We start from the raw sequence: 17,086 nt of genomic DNA, 5'->3' as shown, positions 1-17,086 counted from the left end.
CTCCCACTCTCTCCTGTGAGGTCTCACCCGTGGACACCGTCGACGCCCGCGCCCCCCGGCATCCGCTCGCGCCTGAGTGGCTGCACACGCCCGCCGACCCGAACGCCCTGGCCGACGGCGTGTGGCCGGACAGCGCCGAGCGCGGCGAGGACGGCGGGATCCGGATCGCCGGAGTGCCCGTCGCCGAGCTGGTGCGCGAGCACGGCACTCCTCTCTACGTGGTGGACGAGGCCGACGCCCGCCGCCGGGCCGTCGAGATGCGCGAGGTCTTCGCCCGCGAGCTCGGCCGCATCGGCACCGGCGTCACGGTCTACTACGCGGGCAAGGCGTTCCTCTCGACCGAGGTCGCCCGCTGGATGCGCGACGAGGGCCTGAACCTCGACCTCTCCAGCGGCGGCGAGATGGCGGTGGCCCTCGCCGCAGGGATCGAGCCCGAGCGCTTCGGCCTCCACGGCAACAACAAGTCGCTCCGCGAGATCGACCGGGCCGTCGAGGTGGGCGCGGGCACGATCGTGCTCGACAGCCTCGTCGAGATCGAGCGCGTCGCAGCCGCGGCCGAGCGGCACGGCCGCGTGCAGGCGGTGCGCCTCCGGGTCAACAGCGGAGTGCACGCGCACACCCACGAGTTCCTCGCCACGGCGCACGAGGACCAGAAGTTCGGCCTCGCACTCGCCGACTGCCCGGCCGCGGTCGCCCGCATCCGCTCCTTCTCCTCCCTGCGGTTCCTCGGGCTGCACTGCCACATCGGATCCCAGATCTTCGGCTCCGCCGGGTTCGCGGAGTCGGCGTCGCGCCTGCTCGACGTCCACGCGGCACTGCTCGCGGACGGCCCCGTGCCGGAGCTCAACCTCGGCGGCGGCTTCGGCATCGCGTACACCAGTGCCGACGACCCGACCCCGATCGCCGAGATCGCGGCCGCCGTCGCCGACGCGGTCGCCGAGCAGTGCTCCGCCCGCGGCGTCCCGGTGCCGCACATCGCGATCGAGCCCGGCCGCTCGCTGATCGGGCCCGCCGGCGTCACCCTCTACGAGGTGGGCACCGTGAAGGACGTGACGGTCGGCTCCGAGGGCTCGACCGCGGTCCGCCGCTACGTCAGCGTCGACGGCGGCATGAGCGACAACGCCCGTCCGGCGCTCTACGGCGCCGACTACACGGCGCGGATCGCCGACCGCTCCTCCTCGGCCGAGCCCGCCCTCGTGCGGGTGGCCGGGAAGCACTGCGAGTCGGGCGACATCGTCGTCCACGACGACTTCCTGCCCGCGGACGTGCGGCCGGGCGACCTGCTCGCCGTCGCCGCGACCGGCGCCTACTGCTGGTCGCTCGCCAGCAACTACAACTACCTCGGGCGCCCCCCGGTGGTCGCCGTCCGCGACGGGCGCTCGCGCGTCCTCGTGCGCGGCGAGACCGAGGAGGACCTCCTCCGCCGCGACGCCGGCATCGAACGAAAGGCCACCTCCCGATGATCGAGTACCGCAGCCTCCGCGTCGCCCTGCTGGGCGCCGGGTCCGTCGGTGCCCAGGTGGCGCGCCTCCTGCTCGACCACGGCGACGAGCTCGCCCAGCGCGTGGGGGCGCCGCTGGAGCTCGTAGGCGTGGCCGTCAGGGACGTGGACGCGCCCCGCACCGCCGACATCCCGAAGCACCTGCTCACCACCGACGCCGAGTCGCTGATCCTGGGCGCCGACATCGTGGTCGAGCTGATCGGCGGGCTCGAGCCCGCCCGCAGCCACATCCTCACGGCGATCTCGTCGGGCGCGGACGTGATCACGGCCAACAAGGCGCTGCTCGCCGCCCACGGCAACGAGCTCTTCGAGGCCGCCGACCAGGTGGGCGCCCAGCTCAACTACGAGGCGGCCGTCGCCGGCGCGATCCCGATCATCCGGCCGCTGCGCGACAGCCTCGCCGGCGACCGGGTCCACCGCATCCTCGGCATCGTCAACGGCACGACCAACTACATCCTCGACCGGATGGACACCGAGCACGCGAGCCTCGAGGACGCGCTCGCCCGCGCGACCGAGCTCGGCTACGCCGAGTCCGACCCGACCGCCGACATCGAGGGCTACGACGCGGCGCAGAAGGCGGCGATCCTCGCCCGCCTCGCGTTCCACACCGACGTCCCGGTCACCCTGGTGCACCGCGAGGGCATCACCGGCATCACGAAGGCGCAGGTCGACCAGGCCCGCGACTCCGGCTACGTGATCAAGCTGCTCGCGATCTGCGAGCGGCTGACCGACGCCAAGACCGGCGTGGAGGGCGTGTCCGCGCGGGTCTACCCCGCGCTCGTGCACCGCTCCCACCCGCTCGCGGCCGTGCACGGGGCCAACAACGCGGTCTTCGTCGAGGCGGAGGCGGCCGGCGACCTGATGTTCTACGGCGCCGGCGCCGGCGGGATCGAGACGGCCTCCGCCGTCCTCGGCGACGTCGTGTCGGCCGCCCGCCGCCACGTCGTCGGCGGCCCCGGCCTGGTGACCAGCGCGAGCTCCGGGCTCGCGGTCCTCCCGATCGGCCACGTCACCACCCGGTACCAGGTCACCCTCGAGGTGCTCGACCGCCCCGGCGTGCTCGCGCAGATCGCGGGCGTCTTCGCCGACCACGGCGTCTCGGTCGAGACCCTGGTGCAGACCCCGCCCGGCGCCGACCCGCTGGAGGAGCAGGGCGGTGCGGAGCGGCGCGAGCCGACCGCTACCCTGGTCATCGGCACGCACGCCGCGGCGGAATCCGATCTGGCGGCCACCGTCACCGCCCTCCATTCCCATGGTTTCGTCGGCGCCGTGACGTCCGTTCTACGAGTTGAAGGAGCCTGAGATGGCCAAGCAGTGGCGCGGAGTCCTGCACGAGTACGCGGACCGCCTCGATGTCACCGAGGCGACCCCGGTCATCACTCTCGGCGAGGGCGGCACGCCGCTCATCCCCGCGGCGGCCCTCTCGGCGCGCACGGGCGCGAAGGTGTGGGTCAAGTACGAGGGCATGAACCCGACCGGCTCCTTCAAGGACCGCGGCATGACCATGGCGATCTCGAAGGCCGTCGAGCACGGCGCGAAGGCCGTCATCTGCGCCTCGACCGGCAACACCTCCGCGTCGGCCGCCGCCTACGCGACGCACGCCGGCATCACCGCGGCCGTCCTGGTGCCGGAGGGCAAGATCGCCCTGGGCAAGCTCAGCCAGGCGATCGCGCACAACGCGCAGCTGCTGCAGGTGCAGGGCAACTTCGACGACTGCCTCGACATCGCCCGCGACCTCGCGAAGAACTACCCGGTCCACCTGGTCAACTCGGTGAACCCGGACCGCATCGCCGGCCAGAAGACCGCGGCCTTCGAGGTCGTCGAGGTGCTGGGCGACGCGCCGGACTTCCACATCGTCCCGGTCGGCAACGCGGGCAACTACACCGCCTACTTCCGCGGCTACTCGGAGGAGCTGGAGCGCGGCGAGTCGACCCGCCTCCCGCGCATGTTCGGCTTCCAGGCCGAGGGCTCCGCTCCGATCGTGCACGGCGCCCCGGTCCGCCACCCCGAGACGATCGCCAGCGCGATCCGGATCGGCAACCCGGCCTCGTGGGAGCTCGCCCTGAACGCGCGCACCGTCAGCGACGGCTACTTCGGCGCGATCAGCGACGAGAAGATCCTCGAGGCGTACCGCATCCTCGCGGGCGAGGTCGGCGTCTTCGTCGAGCCGGCGTCGGCGATCAGCGTCGCGGGGCTCCTCGAGCGCGCCGAGGCCGGAGCGATCCCGAAGGACGCGACCGTCGTCCTGACGGTCACCGGCCACGGGCTCAAGGACCCCCAGTGGGCCCTCCGCACGGCCGACGGCGCGGACATCACGCCGACCGTCGTCCCGGTCGACACCGCCGCGATCGCGGACGTGCTGGGGCTGGCCGGCGCATGACCTCGGCGGTTCCCGTCGGCCGCACCGTCCACGTCAAGGTCCCCGCCACCTCGGCGAACCTGGGCCCCGGCTTCGACACGCTCGGCCTGGCGCTCTCGTTCTACGACGAGCTCGACGTGACGGCCGTCGCGGCCACGGGTGCGCGGGTCACCGTGCACGGAGTCGGCGAGGGCGAGGTGGCGACCGACGAGACGAACCTCGTCGTGCAGGCCATCGCGTACACGTTCGCCGACCAGCGGCAGGAGATGCCCGGCATCGAGGTGATCGCGCGCAACATCATCCCGCACGGCCGCGGGATGGGCTCGTCCGGCGCCGCGATCGTCTCCGGCATCATGGCCGCGAAGGGCCTGCTCGAGGGCGTCGTCGAGCTCGACTCTGACGACCTCCTCCGCATCGCGACCGAGATGGAGGGGCACCCCGACAACGTGGCGCCCGCGCTGTTCGGCGGCCTCACCATCGCCTGGGTCGAGCCGCACGCCTCCGGCGCCGACGACTCGCCGCTGCGCCCGCGCTCCAAGAAGCTCATGGTCCACCGCGGCGTGTCCCCGGTCGTCTTCGTGCCCGAGCACACCATGTCGACGCGGCTGGCCCGCTCGCTGCAGCCGCAGAGCGTGCCGCACGAGGACGCGGTGTTCAACGTCTCGCGCTCCTCGCTCCTGATAGCCGCCCTCATCCAGAGCCCTGAACTGCTGTTCGCGGCGACCGAGGACAAGCTGCACCAGAACTACCGCGCGGCCGCCATGCCCGAGACCTCAGCGCTGATCGCGCTGCTGCGCTCGCACGGCTACGCGGCGGTCGTCTCGGGTGCCGGACCGAGCGTCCTGGTGCTCTGCAGCGACCCCGCGCAGCGCCTCGCCGCCGCGGATCTGGTGGAGCGGGAGGCCCCCACGCCGTGGCGCGCGCACATGCTGGCCGTCGACTTCAAGGGTGCTACAGTGGGGACCGCATCCCGAGGAACCGCGTAACGAGCGGAATCTGTCCGACGGATCGTCCCGACAACCACGGCCATCACATCGTGTGAAGGGCGCCCCTGCTCCTCTTGCAGACCGGCGCCTGGTCTCCGGGCCCTCTCCTCGCTCTCTGCGGCAGTCGGTCCCGGCGGCCGAGAGCATCGCGTGGATCAGAACACGCGATGGCACCGCACGGTCGATGAGCTCTCCCGGTGAGCACTCGTTCCCGGGGGGAAGGAACCCTCTCCAGTGACAGACGTCAACACCCACGGCTCGGCCGTGGACCTCACCGCCGACCTCTCCGGTCTGCGCGTCGCCGAGCTCCAGGCTCTCGCGACGCGGCTCGGCCTCGGCGGCGCCTCCAAGCTCCGCAAGGGCGAGCTGGTCCAGGCCATCTCGGACCTGCGCGCCGCCTCCGCCGAGGACGTGCCCGACGCGATCGCCGACGCGGTCGGTCCGGACGACGCAGCGGTCGCCCCGGACGTCGACGCCACCGGCGTCGAGGCCGAGCCGGCCGATGTGGCCGAGCAGTCCGCTCCGCAGCCCGAGGCGCCGGCGGAGCTGCCGACACCCGTCGAGAGCACCGAGGCCGACACGGCCGACGTCCTCGAGCAGGCCGCGCCCACCGTCGACGAGCCCTCCGCGACGGCCGCCGAGTCGGCCCCCGTCGAGCTCGAGCTCCCCGCGGCGGCCGAGCCGGTCGCCGAGCCCGCCGAGCGCGCGCCCCGCCGACGCAGCTCGCGCCGCGCCTCCAGCGGCACCGTCGCCGCCGGCGAGCACCTCAACATCCCCGGCGGGACCGGCGTCGAGTCGCTGATCCCCGACCTCCCCGTCATCGAGCAGGACCGCGACGCCGACCAGGCTGCGAAGCCCGTCATCGACATCGAGCTGCCCAACGGGCCGGAGTCGGACGACTCCTCCCGCGAGGGCGGCCAGCGCGAGCGCCGCGGACGCCGCCGCAGCCGCGGGGGCGCCTCCGAGCAGAGCGAGCAGGCCGAGCAGGCGCCCGCCGAGAACGACGCCGACTCCTCCGACTCCGGCGACCAGCAGGAGCAGCAGGGCGGCGACCAGCAGCAGAACGGCGACCAGCAGGGCACCGGCCGCGGTCGCAACCGCCGCAACCGGAACCGCAACCGCGGGGACGACCGCCAGAACGACGCTCAGCAGAGCCCCGCCGCGCAGTCCCAGCCGCAGAACGGTCAGGGCGCGCGCGCCGCGCAGTCCGAGGGCCAGCAGGCTCCTCAGCAGAACGGCTCCGGACAGCCCCAGAACGGCCAGCAGGCCGAGGGCGAGGACGGCCGCCGCAGCCGCTACCGCGACCGCAAGCGCCGCGGCGGAGCGATCGGCGACGACTTCGAGCCCGAGATCGGCGAGGACGACGTCCTCATCCCGGTCGCCGGCATCCTCGACGTCCTCGACAACTACGCCTTCGTGCGCACCACCGGGTACCTGCCCGGCGTCAGCGACGTCTACGTCTCCCTCGGCCAGGTCAAGAAGTACAACCTGCGCAAGGGCGACGCGGTCGTCGGCGCCATCCGCCAGCCCCGCGAGGGCGAGGGCGGCGGCCGCCAGAAGTACAACGCGATCGTCCGCGTCGACTCGATCAACGGCCAGACCGTCGAGGAGGCCGCTGCGCGCGTCGAGTTCCAGAAGCTCACGCCGCTCTACCCGACCGAGCGCCTGCGCCTCGAGACCGAGCCCGGCAAGCTGACCCAGCGGATCATCGACCTGGTCGCCCCGATCGGCAAGGGACAGCGCGGCCTGATCGTCGCGCCGCCCAAGGCCGGCAAGACCATCGTCCTGCAGCAGATCGCCAACGCGATCGTGCAGAACAACCCCGAGGTCCACCTGATGGTCGTCCTGGTCGACGAGCGTCCGGAGGAGGTCACCGACATGCAGCGCACCGTGCGCGGCGAGGTCGTCGCCTCCACCTTCGACCGCCCGGCCGAGGACCACACGACCGTCGCCGAGCTCGCGATCGAGCGCGCCAAGCGCCTGGTCGAGCTGGGCCACGACGTGGTCGTGCTGCTCGACTCCATCACCCGTCTCGGCCGCGCCTACAACGTGACCGCTCCTCCCTCGGGCCGCGTGCTCTCGGGCGGCGTGGACGCCTCGGCGCTGTACCCGCCGAAGAAGTTCTTCGGAGCGGCGCGCAACATCGAGAACGGCGGCTCGCTCACCATCCTCGCGACGGCGCTCATCGAGACCGGCTCGAAGATGGACGAGGTGATCTTCGAGGAGTTCAAGGGCACCGGCAACATGGAGCTCCGCCTCTCCCGTCACCTCGCCGACAAGCGGATCTTCCCCGCCGTCGACGTGAACGCCTCCGGCACGCGCCGCGAGGAGATGCTGCTCAGCGCCGACGAGGTCAAGATCACCTGGAAGCTGCGCCGCGCCCTCGCCGGGCTCGACCAGCAGCAGGCGCTGGAGATCATCCTGTCGCGCCTGAAGGAGACCTCGTCCAACGTCGAGTTCCTCATGCAGGTCTCGAAGTCGGCCGTCGGCCCAGCCACCGCCGGCCACGGCAACGGCCACCACTAGCGCCCCGACGTCCGCGGTCGCCCCTGTCACCGGGGGCGGCCGCGGACGTTTTCGCGTCCCCGGGCGATGAGCCCGACCCCGACCACCTCCGGAAGCCAGGACCCCATGTTCGAATCCGTCAGCGTCCTCCTCGCCGAGCACGAGGACCTGCAGACGCAGCTCTCCGACCCGGCACTCCACGCCGATGCCGCCCGCGCCAAGAAGGTCAACCGGCGCTACGCGGAGCTGAGCCAGATCAAGGCGGCCCACTCCGCCTGGATCCAGGCCGGCGAGGACCTCGAGGCCGCGCGCGAGCTCGCCCGCGAGGACGAGGCCTTCGCGGAGGAGGTCCCCGAGCTGGAGGAGTCGCTGCGGGTGGCGCAGGAGAAGCTGCGGCGCCTGCTCATCCCGCGCGACCCCGACGACGGCCGCGACGTCATCATGGAGATCAAGGGCGGCGAGGGCGGAGCCGAGAGCGCGCTGTTCGCGGCCGACCTCCTCCGGATGTACCTGCACTACGCCGAGGCGAAGGGCTGGAAGACGGAGATCCTCGACCGCGACGAGTCCGACCTCGGCGGCTACAAGAACGTGCAGGTCGCGATCAAGAGCAACGCCACCGATCCCTCGCAGGGCGTGTGGGCGCACCTCAAGTACGAGGGCGGCGTGCACCGGGTGCAGCGCGTCCCCGTGACCGAGTCGCAGGGGCGGATCCACACCTCGACCACGGGCGTGCTCGTGTTCCCCGAGGTGGACGCGCCCGAGGAGGTCGCGATCAACCAGAACGACCTGAAGATCGACGTCTACCGCTCCTCCGGTCCCGGCGGGCAGTCCGTCAACACGACCGACTCCGCCGTGCGGATCACCCACCTCCCGACCGGCATCGTCGTGTCGATGCAGAACGAGAAGAGCCAGCTGCAGAACCGCGAGGCGGGCATGCGCGTGCTCCGCGCTCGCATCCTGGCCCGCCAGCAGGAGGAGATCGCCGCGGCGGCCTCGGACGCGCGCAAGACGCAGATCCGCACGATGGACCGCTCCGAGCGCATCCGGACCTACAACTTCCCCGAGAACCGCATCGCGGACCACCGCACCGGCTACAAGGCGTACAACCTCGACGGCGTGATGAACGGCGCGCTCGACCCGGTGGTGGAGAGCGCCATCCAGGCCGACGAGGAGGCCCGCCTGGCCGACATCGGCTCCGAGGAGGCGTGACCCTCGTGACCACCGGTGTCGACGCGCGCACCCTCCTCGCGGACGCGGTCGCCCGCCTCGCCGCCGCCCGTGTCCCCACGCCGGACGTCGATGCGGAGCTGCTTCTCGGGCACCTGCTCGGGCTCGGCCGCGGCCGGCTGCAGGCGCGCCTCATCACGGGGTTGAGCGTCGACGAGGAGCACGCCGCGGCGTTCGCGAGCGCGATCGAGCGCCGGTCGGCTCGCGAGCCCCTGCAGCACATCACCGGGATCGCACCGTTCCGCTCGCTCGAGCTCGCGGTCGGACCCGGCGTGTTCGTCCCGCGCCCGGAGACCGAGGGCGTCGCGCAGATCGCGATCGACGCGCTCCGCGCGGTCGTCGACCCGGAGCCGATCGCCGTCGACCTCGGCACGGGCAGCGGAGCCCTGGCGCTCGCGCTCGCGCACGAGGTGCCGCACGCGCGCGTGATCGGCGTGGAGAACGCTCCCGAGGCGTTCATCTGGGCCCGTGGCAACCGCGAGCGGCTCGGGCTCGAGAACGCCCGCATCGTCTTCGACGACCTCGCCCGGGCGCTTCCCGAGCTGGACGGCACCGTCTCCGTCGTCGTCTCCAACCCGCCCTACATCCCGGCCGCCGCCGTCCCGCGCGACCCGGAGGTGCGCCTGTTCGACCCGCCCTCGGCTCTCTACGGAGGCGAGGACGGCCTGGACGTCGTCCGCTCGCTCTCGGCGACCGCCCTCCGGCTGCTCCGCTCCGGGGGAGTGCTGGTGATGGAGCACGGCGAGCTGCAGGGCGCCGAGATCCGCGCCCTGCTCACCGCCGACGGCTGGCGCGGAGCGACCACGCAGCGCGACCTCACCGGCCGCGACCGCGCGACGGTGGCGGTGCGCTGACGCGTCGCGGAGCTCCGGCCTGGCCGCCCGGGCCGTCCGATCTCAGTCGCCGAAGGTGATGTCGAGGTAGGGGGTGGTGGTGGATTCGCGGGTCTCGATGCGGACGACGCTGCCTGCTGTTCCCGGGGGGAGGTGGGCTTGGTCGATGCCGAGGGAGAGGGTGGGGGTGGAGGCTGCGGCTTTGGCGGCGAGGGCGTCGGTGAGGTCGGTGGTGCGGGTGGTCTTGGTGGTGTCGACGAGGGTGCTGCCGAGGATGGGGCCGAGGGCGGGGCGGTTGGTGAAGGTGAGTCCCTTCTCGGTCCAGGTGGTGGGGGTGTCGTGGAAGTCGAGGAGGACGGGGGATCCGTTGTCGGTGATGGCGGCGGTGGTGGTGAGGGTGGCGCCGGTGACGGTGCGGCCCTGGAGGGCGCTGAGGTCGAAGCGGAGGTAGCCGACGCGGGTGTAGCTCTGGTCGGTGGTGGTGGAGGCGCTGGTCTTGACGAGCATTCCGGTGATGGCGCCGTAGTTGGTGCCCGCTGATGCTCCGCCCTGGACGTAGGAGTCGGCGGTCGGGTAGAGACGGACCTTCGTCCTGTCGACCACCGTCACCGGAACGCTCGCCGAGCGGATGACGCCGCCCGATTCGACGAGCACGCCGATCATGGCGGTCCCCGCGGTGCGCCCGGTGACCGAACCCGACCGGTCGACGGAGGCGACGGCGGGATCGGAGGAGCCCCAGGTGAGCCTCACCGAGGACGCGGGGAGCGTCCGCCCGTCCGGCCCGGTACCCGTCGCCGAGGCCGCGGCCGTTGCGCCGGCCTGCACCTCGGACGCGGAGATCGCGGCCGTCGCGAACGAGAGGCTCTTGTCCGGCACGTGCACGTGCGCGTCCTCGGTGAAGCTGTAGATCCTGACCTCCCGCAGCGCCGTCCAGACGTCCTTCGTGCCGTCCCCGTGACCGACCAGGCGGACGAACCGGGTATCGGAGGGCATCGCCGCAGCGACGGAGGCCCATCCGCCGGTCCCGAGGTAGGACCCGGAGGTACGAGCGGTCCACGTCCGGCCGTCGGGGGAGCTGAGGAGATCGAACTTCGACAGTCGACTGGAGTTGGCGACCCAGGAGAGGTCGAGGCGCTCGACCGCCGTGGCGCGCGCGAGCTGCCACGTGATCGAGTTGTCGCCCCACGTGGACCAGTACGCTCCCTCGGTCCCGTCGAAGGTCACCTCCGGTGACCCCGCCGTCGTCCGGGAGGCGACCGCGCTCTCGATCCGGATCGGCCCCGGTGTGAGGAGGACGCGGTAGGTGGTCGGAGTCCTGCCGGGCTCTGTGATGGTGGTCGAGGCCCAGCCGGGAACGGCGGCGGGCGAGGTCGAGGTGACGACCGATCCGGCCGCGGCCTGCGCGGCGACCACGGGCACCGGGCCGGTCGGGTCGACTGCTGCTGTGTAGGCGACGTCGTCGCCCGCGAAGGACGGGAGGGGGGTGCCGCCCACCGTCACGCCGGTGGCCCGGCTCGTCCCGACCGCATCCAGTGACCACGATGACAGGCCGACGACCGGGGCTGCCGCTGCCACGGGGGCGTCGCCGTGGAGCGGGGAGAACTGCACGGCGATCCGGACGCTGTCGGTCCCGGAGGCCGCGATGGTCAGCTTCCTGTCGGCGAGGTTCGAGCTCTGACCGGCCGGTCGCGGTGAGGTGGCCAGGGGAGCGGCGTCCATGACGGAGAACCGGAAGGAGTCGTCGGTGACGATGCGGGCCAGCATCCGTTGGCCGTCGCGGTAGAGGGTGGCGCTGCGGCCGTCGTCCGAGATGTCGATCAGGGCCTCGGTGTTCATGGACCAGAGCGCCTCGACGGGGCCGGACCGCTCGACCTCGTCCTGCACGAGGAACTGGTCGCGTCCGTCGAAGAGCTTCACGCCCCGCTGCCAGGTGGTGCCGCCCGGGAGAAGGGCGGACAGGTCGCTGACCGCCAGCGACGAGGAGGCGTTGGCGTCCGAGCGGACCATCGTCGACCGCCCGGTCGCGTAGGCGGTCGAGCTTCTGAAGGGGTCGACGAGGAGGGTGCTGTGCGCCTCCTGCCTGTTCCGGTAGTAGGTCCACCGGGACTCGCCCTCGAAGTAGCCGGCGAGGCTGTAGTCGTCCCGTCCGAGGTCGGAGGACCACCTCTCGCCCAGAGCGTCGAGGATGAAGGAGCCGGAGTCCTGGTGCTGGTGCCCGCTCGTGGGGCTGCTGGCCGAGCGGAAGCCGACGGAGGTGCCGTCCGCGTCCCAGGACGATCTCATCGTGCTCACGCCGGCTGCTGCGGAGAAGGAGTCCCTCGACGCCCCGGGGCCGGCCGCGGCGGTCGTGGCGGCTTGGTACCAGATGAGCCGCTGCACATCGCTGCCGGTCTGCTTGCCGCCGACGGAGAGGAAGTCGGCGTTGTCGAACTTCTTCGCCAGGTACAGCTGCGACGGCGGGTTGAGCTGCGTCGAGTCGCTGTCGCCGAAGTCGTACATCTCCTTCGACGCCCCGAGCATCTGCACGGGGAAGTAGCCCGTCGTGCTGACGCCGGGCGAGGCTGCCAGGCCCCAGTCCGTCCCGGTTGCGACATCAAGTGTGCTCATCGCAGAGGCGAGATACCGCGTCGCGTACTCCCAGTACGTCGGCCCCTCGGCGTACCCGCCGTCGGGCCCGAACTGCGCGAGGCCCCGGCGGAGACTGGGGGTCGCGTAGCCGAGGATCCGATCGGAGAGGCCCGCATTGTCCTGCGCCGTCGCGACTGCACCGGCGATCATCCCTCCGTTCGCCACGACGTTCCAGTTGTTGGTGACGACGGCCCAATTGCCGCCGTACGCATAGGGGCCGGAGGTGTTCGCCGGCGCGGAGTAGACGGGCACGGACGGCTGGAGGCCGAGCCGTTGGATGGCGGAGCTCAGTGTGCTCCGCTGGGAGGGTGTCCAGCGGGCGTAGAGCCAGTCGTAGCCGATGGCCATCCCCTGCGTCATCTCGGCGGTGTCGAGGAAGTGATCCGGATTCCAATCGGCGAACTTCGATGCCGCGTCGAGATCGAGCCAGAGCCGGTCCGCGTAGGCGGGGGACCCGGTCACCAAATAGCTGATGCCCAGAGTCCGGGCGCGCTGGACGAGGGTCTGCGACGTCTCCAGGATGCGGATGCCGTCCGGAGAGCTCCGCTTCAGAACCGGTTCAGTGAGCATCCGGTCGGCCTCCGCGCGGACGCGGTTCCATACGGCGGTGACGGCGGGATCGGACGACACCGACGCTCGCAGATCGACGACCGACTGCTGGTCGAGCTCGAGCCTCGGGTGCGCCGTCGTGACGTCGGCGGCCGTGGGGCCGCTGCCCGCGGCGGCTGCGCTGCCGGCCGGTGACACCGCGCCGAGAACGGCCAGAAGAGCGATGACGGAGGACACCGCGAGCGCCTTGCCGAAGCGGAGGAACCGCCGGCGCGAGGAGGAGGACCGGTTCGGCCGTCGGTGAGAGCGGTCGTGCAGGGGAGTCGCTTCAGGGGCGTCGAGCATGATGGCGCGTCCTCCCGGGATTGCCGATGCGGTGCGCTTGCGACGGTATCCACGGTGAGGAGCGATCGGGCCGGACTGACGAAGCCTCGAGGCCGGTGACCCTCGAAAGGGTAGGAGGAGACGCGGATCGTCCGCTCCGGGGTGCGGGCTCAGCGCTTCCGAGCGCGGAGCAGGAAGACGATCTGGACGATGAGGACGGTGAGCTCGGTGACGACCTCGGCGGCCAGACCCCCGGGCGCGCCGAACGTCCGGGACAGCAGCCAGATGAGCACCGGCCCCGTCGCCGCTCCGACGAGCGCGCTGTTGCGCAGCGCCTTCAGGCGACGGAGAGCGACCAGGCCGAGACCGCCGGTAGCCCGCGACACGCAGGTGATGGCGATGACCCCTCCGCAGAGAGCGGTGATGGGGAGCGGGAGGGTGATCTCGCCGCTGAACAGGATCTGCGACGCGAAGCCCCCGAAGAAGGCGAAGCCGGTTCCGGCGACGAGCCCGAGGACGGCGTTGGCGCCGACGGCGCGCGCGATGCGGCGGAAGCGGTCGGTATCGGATCCGGGCGCCCCGACCCATGCCTGCAGCGCGTTGGGAAAGGCGGCGAGCAGCGCCAGCACCAGGCGCTGGAGCCGCTCCGCGGCGGAGAAGACGACGAGAGCTCCCGGCGAGGCCGCTCCGACGATCGCCACCGGCAGGGCGATGTAGGCCGCGCTGGCCAGTCGTCCCTGGAGGGCGACGTTCTGCGCGCGGACGGCACGGAGGATCCGGCGCGGGCCCAGAGAGCGCAGGAACCCGAGTCGGCTCCCTGCAGCGGACCAGCCGAGGACCGGAGGCACGATCGTACCGACGGCGAGTAGCAGCGGGTAGACCGCCAGCGGCGCTCCCGCGGCACTGATCAGGAGCACGGTGAGCCCGTTGGCGGCGAGTCTGGGCAGGGCGTCGAAAAGCAGGATGTTCCGCGGCTGGCCTGCGCCGATGAAGAACCACGCCGGCGACAGCGTGCTCAGTGCGATTGCGACGGCGATCCACGCGGCCGCGACCGGATCCGCCGGCGCGAGCAGGCCGGTGACGATCACCACGGGGACGACCAGCGGCAGGAAGACGAGGACTTTCGTCGCCGTGGCCAGAGCATAGGTCTGCGATCGAGCCCGCCGCCCCATCCGGGCGATCCGCTGGGGGCCGTTCAGGCCCCAGCCGAGTTCGACGACGACCGCTGCGGCGGACCCGATGGACTGGGCGACGGCGACGGACGCCCACGCCGTCGCTCCGAAGGAGCTGGTGATGGAGGGGATGACGATCAGCGGGCTCAGGGCGCTGATCAGAGGGATCAGGACGAAACCGAGGAGGCGCAGGATCGGCTTCGAGCGCCGCGGACCGTTCGGAGCGGCTCCCCGCATCTACTTCTCCACGAGACCGTGGAGACCCACGATCATCGCGGCGACGTGGGGTCGGCGGCGGGACAGCTCCGCGACCGAGGCGGCGACTCCGCGCGGATCGCGGGCGCTGAGGGCGCCCCGCAGCATCTGCGTGGCGACGAAGTCTCCGTAAGCGCGGGAGTCGAGGGCGTCGCCGTGGCGGGCGAGCCAGGCGGCACTCGCGCGCCAGTCCGCCGTCTTCGAGATCGAGGCGGCGGAACCCTGCTGGACGTGCACGAGAGCGAGGGGGACGTAGGTCATCCGCGCGTCGGCCGCAGCCCACCGCGCGACGAGGTCCCAGTCCTGGTGCTTCTTCATCGAGGGGTCCCACGGGTGCTCGTCCAGGAGGCGCCTGCTCGCGAGCAGGGAGCTCGTCTGGATGTACCCCGTGCCGTGCTTGAGGCTCGGACGGGCGACGAGATAGGACGCGACGGACTGACCCGCCGCGAGCTCTCGCGTCGGCAGCCGGCGCACGCCGTCGCCCGACTCGTGGAAGTAGGTGGCGGTGTAGCAGACATCGGCCGAGGACTCGGAGAGCGCCTTCACCTGGCGGGCGAGCTTCTCCGGCTCCCACCAGTCGTCGTCGTCGAGGAACGCGACGTGCGAGGTCTCGGCCGCTCGGGCTCCGGTGCTGCGGGCATTCGCCCCGCCGGTTCTGCCCGCCGTCACCAGGAGGACCTCGTCCTCGAGGAGACTCCGCACGTGGTCCTCTCGGGAGGGGTCGTCGAGAACGACGACCGTCCGGCCTCCAGCGCCCGTCTGTCCGCGCACCGACTGCAGAGCGCGGGCGAGCGCAGGCCTGCCGAGGGTCGGGACGACGGTGGTCACGTCGCGGGTGGTGAGGCTCATCGGGTCCCCGCTCCGCGGAGCGTGTTGCGGAGGATCAGTCCGGCCAGCGCGAACGGCTCCACGAAGTACCGGGTGCAGAGGCGCCGCGGATCGTGCAGGAACCTCCACGCCCACTCCAGGCCGACAGAGCCGAGCCAGCGCGGACTCAGCTCGACAGCGCCTGCGATGTAGTCGACGGCCCCGCCCACGGTGGCGATGTACGCGTCGGGGAGGTCGTCCCAGTGCTCGTCCAGGAATCGCTCCTGCTTCGGCATTCCGAGGCCGACGATGAGGAGGGTCGGCGCGTGGCTGCGGATCGCGTCGACCACCGACTCCTCGTCCTCCCGTGCGAAGTACCCGGACGTCCCGGCCACGTCGTCGACGGCACGCGCCCTGCTCCAGGCGCTGACGGCCGCGGCGTTGATCTCCTCGGTGCCGCCGAGGATGAAGACCCGGCGGCCGGGCGAGCGCGTGTCGGACCAGAGCGCGTGGATCCAATCGGTCGACCCGATGCGCTCCTCGGTCGTGACCCGGCGCTTCAGGGAGGCCAGGGCCAGGACGGGCCACCCGTCGATCACCGCGATGTCGCTGCGCTCGTAGAACCTGCGGAACCAGGCGTGCTTGAGGTGGAGGTAGCTGCTGTGCAGATTGTGGTTGAGGATCAGCGTCGGCCCGGAGGGCTCGCTCGACACGAGGTCGGCGACTCGCGCAGCGGTCATCGGAGTGACCTTCACGGAGAGAAGGGGGACCTGGACGGCTGCCGGTCGTTCATGCACGGTGGGTGCTCTTTCTGATCAGTGCCTTCTGGACAGCGGTGTCGAGAGTGTCGGCTGTTGCTTCGGGGGAGAGAAGAGTGGTGAACCTCGCCTGGAGCGCTGCTCCCAGCTGCTCCTTGTCGGCGGTTCTGATCGCTGCGAGGACGCCGACGGGATCCGACCAGTCGGTGACCGGCAGGAAGGCTCCGGCTGCGAACTCCTCGATCGGCGGGGTCGGCGTCGCCGCCACGGCGGTCCCGAACACGGCCGCGTCCACGAGCTTCGCGGGGAGCTGGTAGAGCGCTGCCGGGCTGCGGATGTCCATGGGGAGGACGAGCACGTCCACGTCCGCGTAGATCTCGGACAGCGGTGTTGTTGGAGGCCGCATGACCCACTGCGCCGCCACATCGGAGGGCGGCGTCCATGACTGGGCGAAGGTGACGATGCCGACGTCCGGATCGGCCCGCAGCAGGGCGTTCAGAGTGTCCGCGCCCTTGTAGCTGCGGACGGTCCCGATGAAGCCCAGAGTCAGACGGCCGTCGGTGGAGGGCCCGCGCGGCCGATCTCGCGTCGTCGACACCCGGGTGTGGGGGATGACCGCGGACGCGTCACCGAGATCGAAGCGCTCGGCGTACACCCCGCGGAGTCCCGCGCTCGAGAAGGTGACGAGGCCGGCGTCGCGCGCGATCCTGGCCTGGCTCCGGCGGAGCCGGGACGGAGCCTTCCGGCGCAGCGGATTCGCCTTCGCCCGGTTGAGGAGGGACTCGGATCGGAAGGCCTCCATGATCGAGACGTCGTCGTCGTCGAAATCCGCGACCACGACGGTGTTCGGGATGCGGGAGAGGCGCCGAGCCAGACGCGGCAGGGGGTCCGTCCCCTTCGAGAACCAGACGATGGTCCTCCGCTCCGACGCTGACCCGCGGACGTCCCGCTCGATGCGCGCCAGATCTCTCCGCCCGAAAGGAACGACCTCCGCAGGGAACTGTCCCGCTCCGGCCCAGAGCTCCCCGTCCTCGAAGGCGAGAACCCGCACGCGTCCGAGCTCAGCCGCGGTGAGCGCCATGCTCAGCGCACGGCCCAGGGAGTTCGTCTTCGTCGAATCGCCGATGACGAAGGTCTCGGTGTCGATGATCTCAGGCATGTGAGCTCCGATCGGCTGGTCTG

General features: G+C 71.8%; 12 protein-coding genes. 7 read left to right on the top strand and 5 right to left on the bottom strand.

The window, feature by feature from the left end; translation table 11 throughout:
* Positions 1–29: 29 nt before the first annotated feature.
* The 7 genes from lysA (at position 30) to prmC (ending at position 9,432) form a co-directional block, all read left to right on the top strand.
* Entirely contained in the window at positions 30–1,463 is a 1,434-nt protein-coding gene (lysA, locus tag C5C39_RS03165) for a diaminopimelate decarboxylase (protein ID WP_104223001.1), read from the top strand.
* Positions 1,460–2,803 carry a homoserine dehydrogenase gene (locus C5C39_RS03160; RefSeq protein WP_104223002.1) on the top strand — a complete coding sequence of 448 codons (1,344 nt, stop codon included), beginning with the start codon at positions 1,460–1,462 and terminating at the stop codon, positions 2,801–2,803. Before lysA ends, C5C39_RS03160 begins: the two co-directional genes overlap by 4 nt.
* A 1-nt stretch (position 2,804) precedes the next feature.
* Positions 2,805–3,881: a threonine synthase gene (gene thrC / locus C5C39_RS03155; protein ID WP_104223003.1), complete on the top strand. Its 1,077-nt coding sequence runs from the start codon at positions 2,805–2,807 to the stop codon at positions 3,879–3,881.
* Entirely contained in the window at positions 3,878–4,846 is a 969-nt protein-coding gene (gene thrB / locus C5C39_RS03150) for a homoserine kinase (RefSeq protein WP_104223004.1), read from the top strand. Before thrC ends, thrB begins: the two co-directional genes overlap by 4 nt.
* Positions 4,847–5,080: 234 nt before the next feature.
* A complete protein-coding gene (gene rho / locus C5C39_RS03145) occupies positions 5,081–7,372 on the top strand; it encodes a transcription termination factor Rho (RefSeq protein ID WP_104352660.1) in 2,292 nt (763 codons plus the stop codon).
* 105 nt (positions 7,373–7,477) lie between these two features.
* Entirely contained in the window at positions 7,478–8,560 is a 1,083-nt protein-coding gene (gene prfA / locus C5C39_RS03140) for a peptide chain release factor 1 (RefSeq protein ID WP_104232724.1), read from the top strand.
* Positions 8,557–9,432 (top strand): peptide chain release factor N(5)-glutamine methyltransferase, encoded by an 876-nt coding sequence (prmC, locus tag C5C39_RS03135; protein WP_104237567.1) that lies wholly within the window; start codon positions 8,557–8,559, stop codon positions 9,430–9,432. The genes prfA and prmC overlap by 4 nt, the downstream gene beginning before the upstream one ends.
* A 42-nt stretch (positions 9,433–9,474) precedes the next feature.
* Here prmC and C5C39_RS03130 read toward each other — a convergent pair whose 3' ends face one another.
* From C5C39_RS03130 to C5C39_RS03110, 5 genes are all read right to left on the bottom strand, one after another.
* Positions 9,475–12,933: a DNRLRE domain-containing protein gene (locus C5C39_RS03130; RefSeq protein ID WP_104352659.1), complete on the bottom strand. Its 3,459-nt coding sequence runs from the start codon at positions 12,931–12,933 to the stop codon at positions 9,475–9,477.
* Positions 12,934–13,082: 149 nt separating this feature from the next.
* Positions 13,083–14,321 carry a hypothetical protein gene (locus C5C39_RS03125; protein WP_104255067.1) on the bottom strand — a complete coding sequence of 413 codons (1,239 nt, stop codon included), beginning with the start codon at positions 14,319–14,321 and terminating at the stop codon, positions 13,083–13,085.
* Complete coding sequence (locus C5C39_RS03120) at positions 14,322–15,188, bottom strand: glycosyltransferase family 2 protein (RefSeq protein WP_104352658.1); 867 nt, start codon at positions 15,186–15,188, stop codon at positions 14,322–14,324.
* Positions 15,185–15,886 carry a WecB/TagA/CpsF family glycosyltransferase gene (locus C5C39_RS03115; RefSeq protein WP_146083591.1) on the bottom strand — a complete coding sequence of 234 codons (702 nt, stop codon included), beginning with the start codon at positions 15,884–15,886 and terminating at the stop codon, positions 15,185–15,187. Before C5C39_RS03115 ends, C5C39_RS03120 begins: the two co-directional genes overlap by 4 nt.
* A gap of 49 nt (positions 15,887–15,935) precedes the next feature.
* A complete protein-coding gene (locus tag C5C39_RS03110) occupies positions 15,936–17,063 on the bottom strand; it encodes a hypothetical protein (RefSeq protein WP_104352657.1) in 1,128 nt (375 codons plus the stop codon).
* Positions 17,064–17,086: the final 23 nt, after the last annotated feature.

It is taken from the genome of Rathayibacter sp. AY1F3 (genome assembly GCF_002931975.1).
In the GTDB taxonomy this organism is placed as follows: Bacteria; Actinomycetota; Actinomycetes; order Actinomycetales; family Microbacteriaceae; genus Rathayibacter.
The sequence above is the reverse complement of the archived record's forward strand: the minus strand, read 5'-3'. Positions and strand labels throughout refer to the sequence as shown.